This is a genomic window from Streptomyces sp. AM25 (assembly GCF_058146165.1).
The window spans coordinates 1-6,662 of record NZ_JBKIWN010000081.1 but is presented as its reverse complement, the minus strand read 5'-3'; the positions used below and the strand labels follow the sequence as shown (position 1 = coordinate 6,662).

Genomic DNA, 6,662 nt, shown 5'->3' with positions numbered 1-6,662 from the left:
CGTAGTCACGCAGGACGCTGTAGCTGCAGCGGGCCCCACTTGCTCGGAGTTCACGATGGAACGGTGCCGTCGGCGATGTTGAAGGCGGCGAACAGGCTGGTGATGCCGTGACGGTAGTAGTCGTGTGTGCGCCGCTCGGGCATCCCCGGCATCATCGGCAGCACGGGCTGGGACCGGTCCAGCGCCTGGATCTGGCTCTTCTCGTCCACGCACAGGACCACCGCCTTCTCGGGCGGGTGGTGGTACAGGCCGACGACGTCGACGACCTTGGCGACGAACTGCGGGTCGGTGGAGAGCTTGAAGGTGTCCTGCAGGTGGGGCTTGAGGCCGAACCGCTTCCAGATCCGCCCGACCGTCGACTTCGACAGGCCCGAGTGCTTCGCCATGGAGGCCCGCGACCAGTGTGTGTCCTTACCCGGAGTGGACTCCAGCGTCGCCACGAGGACGTCCTCGACCTGGTCCAGCAGGATCGACGGCGGTCGGCCCACGCGCGGCTCGTCCGCCAGCCCGTCCAGCCGGCAGGCAACGAATCTGGAGCGCCAGCGGTTCACCGTGGCATGGGCGATGCCGAGTTCGGCGGCGACCTGCTTGTTCGTCCCGCCTTCCGCGCAGCGCGAGGTACTGCGCGGTCTTCGCCCGACGCGCCCACTGCGTCAACTGGGCACGCTCCTCGCCGGTCAGGACCAGTTCCGCCTTGCGCCGGCCCGGCCGCGGCGCGTCCGCCAGAGCCTCCATCCGCCGGTCAGCGAACCGCGTCCGCCACTTGCGGACCGTGTCCGCCGACACACCGAACTTCGCCGCAACCCGCACGGTCGCCAGCCCCTCGGCACAGGCCAGGACGATCCGCGCCCGCTCGGCCAGACGGGTACCCGCCGCACCGTCGGCCCAACATGTCAGCTCCGCGAACTCCTCAGCAGACAACACAACTTCAACAGCACGAGGCCCCGGTGACATGAGAAAACCCTAGCCACTTACGCCTCAGTTTTCTGGCGCATCACACTAGTCTTCCGAGTCAGGAATCCTGTTCAGATGTGTAGGCTTGGTGTGTGGCGCGGACGGGGCGGCCGAAGGCCGAGTTGACGCTGACGGATGAGGAACGGGCTGCACTCGAGGGGTGGGTGCGGCGTCGCTCCACGCCTCAGGCGTGGGCCTTGCGGTGCCGGATCATTCTGGAGTGCGCAACCGGTATACCGAACAAGGCCGTTGCGGAACGGCTGGGTTCGACGCCGCATGCGGTGGGCCGGTGGCGGGCGCGGTTCGTCGAGCACCGGATCGCCGGCCTGGGAGATATGCCGCGCCCCGGCGGCCCGCGGACGGTGAGGGACGAACAGGTCGCCGCGGTCGTCACCAGGACGCTGGAGTCCACGCCGAAGAACGCGACGCACTGGTCGACGCGGTCCATGGCGAAGGAGGCGGGCCTGTCGCAGTCGACGGTGTCGCGGATCTGGCGGGCGTTCGGACTGCAGCCGCATCGTTCGGAGTCCTTCAAACTCTCGACGGACCCGTACTTCGTCGACAAGGTCCACGACGTGGTCGGGCTCTATCTGGACCCGCCCGAGCGGGCGTTGGTGTTCTGCGTGGACGAGAAATCGCAGATCCAGGCCCTGGACCGCTCGCAGCCGGTGCTGCCGATGATGCCCGGGGTGCCGCAGAGGGTCACCCACGACTACGTCCGTGCGGGCACCACGACGCTCTTTGCGGCTCTCGAGGTCGCCACCGGCAAGGTCATCGGTTCCCTGCACCGCCGGCACCGGGCTGAGGAGTTCAAGAAGTTCCTGGCCAGGCTCGACAGGGAAGTCCCCGTCGGCCTCAACGTGCACCTCGTGCTGGACAACTACGCCACCCACAAGACACCGGCCATCAAGACGTGGCTGGTGGCCCACCCCCGGTTCCACCTGCACTTCACCCCGACCGGGTCATCCTGGCTGAACCTGGTGGAACGGTGGTTCGCCGAGCTCACGAACAAGCAGATACGACGAGGCGTCCACAAAACCGTCCAGGCCCTGGAGAAGGACATCCGCAACTGGATCGCCGCCTGGAACACCGACCCCAGGCCCTACGTCTGGACAAAGACCGCCGACGAGATCCTCGGACGCCTCGCCTCATATCTGAACAGGATTCCTGACTCAGAAGACTAGGGCGTGTCCGACAGGTCTGTTACGGCGGTCGGCTGTTGTCGGCTGGCAGGTCACGGGCGGAGCCGGATCGCGGCGAGGGTGACCGTGCCCTGGAAGACATGGGCGCGCTTGTCGAACCGGGTGGCTACGGCCCGGAAGCCTTTGAGGGCGTTCACGGTGCTTCGTTCCTGCGAGCGTATTGGTCCCGGTTGAAGCCGGTGGGTCTGCCGCCCGCGCCGCCACGGCGTCGGCGGTGGGCCCGCTGGTGACGCGAGCCGCGGACGCCGTCTGTCACCGAGGGGATCTCCGCTGCTGCTTTCGCACCTCGTACGCGCCTCGCCTGCTACCTCCAGGCCGGCTTGCGCTTCTCCGCCATGGCCTCCGACCTGGCCTCCCTCCCGTCGGTGTCCGAAGCCGGCGAACCCCGGCCATCAGACCGTCTTGATGACCCCGCCGTCGACGAGGATGTCGCTTCCGGTGATGGCACCCGCCCGTGGAGAGGCGAGGAACACGATCGTCGCCGCGACTTCCTCCGGCTCGATGATCCGGCCGATGCTGATGCCCGCATCCTGTGGGAGATCGGCGAGCAGTTCGTCCTGCCCGATCCCGCGTGACCGCGCAAGGGCGCCGGCGAGGCTGTCAGCGTCCGTCCAGTTCCGCGTGCGCGTCGGCCCGGGGCTGACCGTCACCGCGCGCATCCCGTGTGAGGCGTACTCCTCGGAGAGCGCCTTGGTGAGACTGGTCAGTCCGGCCTTGGCGACGCCGTAGTCGATCGGCGGGAGGGCGATCCGGGCGCTGATCGAGGAGACGTTGACGATCACTCCGCCGCGGCGCAGCAGGGACGGCACGAGGGACCGGGTGACGCTGACAGCGCTGAGCAGGTTGAGCTCAAGGGTGCGGATCCAGGCGGCGTCGCCGATGGTGGCGAATCCGCCGAGGTGGCTCGGATCGTCGTCTCCGGGCGCGAGGCCGCCGGCGTTGTTCACGAGCAGGTCGAGACCTTCCGGGGCCCAGGACTCGGCCGCGGAGGCTAGGGAGGCCACCCCGGAGGGTGTCGTGAGGTCCGCGCCGACCGCGAGGTCCACGGCCTCCTCCATCCCGGGGGTGGGGACCCGCGCCAGGCCGAGGACTCGTACGCCCTCGTCGGCGAGCAGGCGCGCTGTCGCCAGACCGATCCCCTTGCTCGCGCCGGTGACGACCGCCGAACGGTCTTTCAGCTTCAGATCCATCGCAGTGTCCCTGTCTTCCGTCTGCCCTCTCACGGAGGGCGTTGTCGGGCCCTGGTAACCAGCTAAGTTCGCACCCGGCTTTACGTCTACTGCAAAGATTGCAAGCGTGATTCTCGCCAGGTGAAAACGACAGGGAGCCGAGCACGGTGGCCGACGAACTGGATCTCAATCTGCTGCGCGTCTTCGACGCGATCATGGACACCGGCAGCGTGTCCGCGGCGGCACAGCGCCTGCATCTGTCGGTGCCGGCGACCAGCCGTGCTCTGGGGCGTCTACGGCGGGCCCTGGGCGATCCGCTCCTGGTGCGGGCGGGCAGGGGACTCGTACCTACGCCGTTCGCACTCCGGAGCGCCGGTCGGGTCAGGGAGCTGCTCGAAGACGCGGCCGGACTGTTCACCGACAGGACCGACGATGAGCCACGGAACTGGCGGCGGTCCTTCGCCGTGCGTCTCAACGACGGCCTGTCTCCTGTGCTGGCCCCGCGGCTGATCAGCCGGATCGCCGATGAGGCGCCGGACGTGACGCTCCGGTTCCTCACGGACGACTCCGATCACCCGGACGCTCTGCGCAACGGCTCGATCGATCTCGACATCGGTCTGGCGCGCACGCCCGTTTCCGATGTGCGCGTGCGACGGCTCTATGCGGACCGGTTCGTCGCCGTGGTGTCCTCACGGTCGAAGCTGGGGCGAGCCGGCCGACTCACGGTCGACCAGTTGTGTCACTACCCGCACGTCTCGTCCCAAGGGCAGCCCGTGAGCCTGCTCGACACCGCGCTGGAGCGGATCGGACGCTCGCGTCGAGTCGTCGCCCACTTGCCGACCTACGCGGTGTCGTCCCTGCTCGCCTTGGAGGACGAGATCATCGTCGTGGTCCCCCACGTCCTCGCACGGCATCTCATCGAGCGCCATGTCCCGGTGCGGTGGCATGAGCTTCCGCTCGCGCTGCCCAGCCTGCCGGTCGACCAACGGTGGCACGCACGCGTGGACGGTGACTACCCGTCACAGTGGCTCCGGAGCCATGTCGCGGCAGCTCTCGAAGGGGTCACGTCCGATCGTTCGGTGTAGCGGTTCCCAGTCGGTCTTGCCATCGCCTCGCTACCCACGAGAGGCGTGGTGAACGGTGCGGCCCGGGATGTAGAGCCGCCGTTGACCATGTGCTGCCAGCGAAGCAATCAGTAGCGCTGTTCCTCCAGCACCGCCGACCATGGACCAGTCGATACGGCCTTCCGCGTCGGCATCAGCCTGGACAACCCGGAAGATCCTCTCCCATGTGCCGTCCGCGGACCAGCGCCGGTGCCGGTCGTAACAGGTCTGCCGGCTCCCGGACCTCCTTGGAAGGTCCCGCCACGGGATACCGGTCCGTATGCGGAACAAGATCCCATTGACGACCCGCCGGTGGTCCTTCCACCGTCCGCCACGACCGGCGTTCTTCGGCAAGTGCGGCTCCAGCCGAGCCCATTCGGATTCAGTCAGATCACCCCGCCCCACACGGCGCTGAACGATCGACAGCCCGGCTTGTCACCGACTCATCAGACAGTCCCTAATCCCCGCGTGGCTGTCTGGCGTCCCAGTGCCTCGCCACCTGGGTGATCACCCGCGCCCTTGGCGAGGACGCCGCGCAAAGCGTCCTCGACTACGTGGCCCCGGTCGGCGAGAAGCAGGAGACCGTCGAGCGCGGCGTGCACACCATCAGGACAGGCACGCTCGCGCTGCCTGCCGGGAGGTGACGAACGAGCGGGACTGCTCAAAGCCAATCCGACCCCGGCCAGGCAGGCCTCTTGAGCCAGCCGGGAGTGGCGGAGCCCAGCCACGATCCCGTCGCAACGGGACCCTGCAGCCAGACACGCGCGGCGGGCTGTACGGCGCTGATCCTCACCGTGGACGCGGCCGTGCCCGGCAACCGTGAAGACGATGAGCGGATGGGCATGACCCTGCCGCCGCGGCTCACTCCACGACTCGTGGGCGGTGTCCTCCGCCACCCCCTCCGCTATGGGCGCCGGCTGGGGACCCTCGCGACCGGCCCCGGCATCACGCTCGGCAACGCCCTGTACGTCAACAAGCCCCCCTCCGAGCGTCAGCCGATTCGGGCCGTGGCGAGGTCGGCAAGGATCTGGTCTACGGTTTGGTCGGGTGTCTGGTGTGACGTGTCCAGCCAGAGCCCGCGACGCGGAGTCTCGTGGCGTAGGGCATCGTCGAGAAGACCGACGGTCCAGGGGCCGCCATAGCCGTTCTTGGAGCGGCCGGCCTCGCGTGCCGCGACCACTTCGGGCTCGGGCATGAGAACGACCAGATACAGGGGCCTGGACGTCACGGCCTGAAGGTATGGGTCAAGGTGCTCGCCGAGAACGACGTCTTGGACGATGACGGCCCACCCCGCCTGTGCATACAGGTCCGCGACCGCGGCGGATACCTGGTAGCGCAGCCGCAACTGCGCTGTTGCCTCAGCGGTCGGCTGTAGCGTGAACTCCTCACGACCGGACACGATCATCCGCCGAAAGCTGTCACCACGCAGGTGCACAGAACGTGAGAGCCGCTCGGCCAGCAGCTGGGCGACGGTAGACTTCCCGGACGCCATGACACCCGTGACAAGGACAACTGCGGAACCGAACTCCTGCACTGTTGCCCCCCATTGCGGTGCACCTGAGACAGAACACCCGTGAAGCCCCTGGCAGGACAGGTCCCACTACAAGATCACGTCCGAAACCACCAGAGGCCTCACGTCGGTCACTTAGAGCGTGCGCGGAATGGCGGTGTTCAGGGTCGTTTTCGGGGGCGTGTGTCCCAGCGGTAGAGGGTCCAGGCCCGGCGGATGAGACGACGCAGGGTGATGACGGCATGGGCCAACGACACGTAGGCGTTGGTGACTTCGGATCGTCGTTCGGTACAGCGGGCGATCTTGAAGAACTGGTTTCCCCAGGCGTTTGTCCGTTCGACGGGCCACCTTTTGGTGTTCTGGACCGGGGCGGCGACGCCCTTGACCGCGACCTCGGCCCGCAGACCGTGCGCAGTGGCCGTTCTTGCTCCCTTGCCCGTTCCGTAGGCGGCGTCCAGGTGGATGGTGGCATCGTCCGGGAGTGGTCCGAGGCGTTCGAGTCTTTCCAGTGTCGGGGCGAGGAGCGGGGAGTCGTGGCGGTTGCCGGGTGCGGTGACCGCTGCGAGCGGGATGCCGGCGGCGTCGGTGCAGGTGGAGCGTTTCATGCCTCCCTTGCGCCGGTCTACGGGCGAGGGACCTGCAACGTCACCGCCGCAGGGAGCCTTGGTGTGGCAGCCGTCCACGGGCAGGTCCGACTGACGTGCCCCGAGCCTGACGGACACGG

The 6,662-nt window shown here is 67.9% G+C and carries 6 protein-coding genes and 5 pseudogenes; 4 read left to right on the top strand and 7 right to left on the bottom strand.

All coding sequences use genetic code 11. The annotated features are described in order from the left end of the window. Window positions 1–59 precede the first annotated feature (59 nt). Window positions 60–726, bottom strand: a pseudogene (locus ACLHRZ_RS36325) (IS630 family transposase); the annotation flags it as partial. Between the two features lie 24 nt (window positions 727–750). Then, window positions 751–954: pseudogene (locus tag ACLHRZ_RS36320) on the bottom strand (helix-turn-helix domain-containing protein); the annotation flags it as partial. 92 nt (window positions 955–1,046) lie between these two features. On the opposite strand from ACLHRZ_RS36320, the gene ACLHRZ_RS36315 reads away from it, so the two are divergent. Further along, window positions 1,047–2,138 carry an IS630 family transposase gene (locus tag ACLHRZ_RS36315; protein WP_490422864.1) on the top strand — a complete coding sequence of 364 codons (1,092 nt, stop codon included), beginning with the start codon at window positions 1,047–1,049 and terminating at the stop codon, window positions 2,136–2,138. Window positions 2,139–2,188: 50 nt separating this feature from the next. Here the strand turns inward: ACLHRZ_RS36315 and ACLHRZ_RS36310 are convergent. After that, window positions 2,189–2,385: pseudogene (locus tag ACLHRZ_RS36310) on the bottom strand (IS5/IS1182 family transposase); the annotation flags it as partial. 163 nt (window positions 2,386–2,548) lie between these two features. After that, window positions 2,549–3,346, bottom strand: coding sequence for an SDR family oxidoreductase (locus tag ACLHRZ_RS36305; RefSeq protein ID WP_490422863.1), 798 nt, complete (start codon window positions 3,344–3,346; stop codon window positions 2,549–2,551). Window positions 3,347–3,492: 146 nt separating this feature from the next. Here ACLHRZ_RS36305 and ACLHRZ_RS36300 point away from each other — a divergent pair, with 146 nt between their 5' ends. After that, the gene (locus tag ACLHRZ_RS36300) at window positions 3,493–4,410 is read left to right on the top strand and encodes a LysR family transcriptional regulator (protein WP_490422862.1); all 918 of its coding nucleotides are present in this window, start codon (window positions 3,493–3,495) and stop codon (window positions 4,408–4,410) included. Between the two features lie 135 nt (window positions 4,411–4,545). On the opposite strand, the pseudogene ACLHRZ_RS36295 reads toward ACLHRZ_RS36300, so the two are convergent. Next, window positions 4,546–4,833: pseudogene (locus ACLHRZ_RS36295) on the bottom strand (transposase); the annotation flags it as partial. A 98-nt stretch (window positions 4,834–4,931) separates the two neighbouring features. On the opposite strand from ACLHRZ_RS36295, the gene ACLHRZ_RS36290 reads away from it, so the two are divergent. Continuing rightward, window positions 4,932–5,072: a hypothetical protein gene (locus ACLHRZ_RS36290; RefSeq protein ID WP_490422861.1), complete on the top strand. Its 141-nt coding sequence runs from the start codon at window positions 4,932–4,934 to the stop codon at window positions 5,070–5,072. A 66-nt stretch (window positions 5,073–5,138) separates the two neighbouring features. Continuing rightward, window positions 5,139–5,327: pseudogene (locus tag ACLHRZ_RS36285) on the top strand (alpha-hydroxy-acid oxidizing protein); the annotation flags it as partial. 92 nt (window positions 5,328–5,419) lie between these two features. Here ACLHRZ_RS36285 and ACLHRZ_RS36280 read toward each other — a convergent pair. Both ACLHRZ_RS36280 and ACLHRZ_RS36275 read right to left on the bottom strand, forming a co-directional pair. Then, entirely contained in the window at window positions 5,420–5,920 is a 501-nt protein-coding gene (locus ACLHRZ_RS36280; RefSeq protein WP_490422865.1) for an AAA family ATPase, read from the bottom strand. 179 nt (window positions 5,921–6,099) lie between these two features. Next, window positions 6,100–6,662: transposase (locus ACLHRZ_RS36275; protein WP_490422860.1), on the bottom strand; the 563-nt coding region annotated here is incomplete at its 5' end.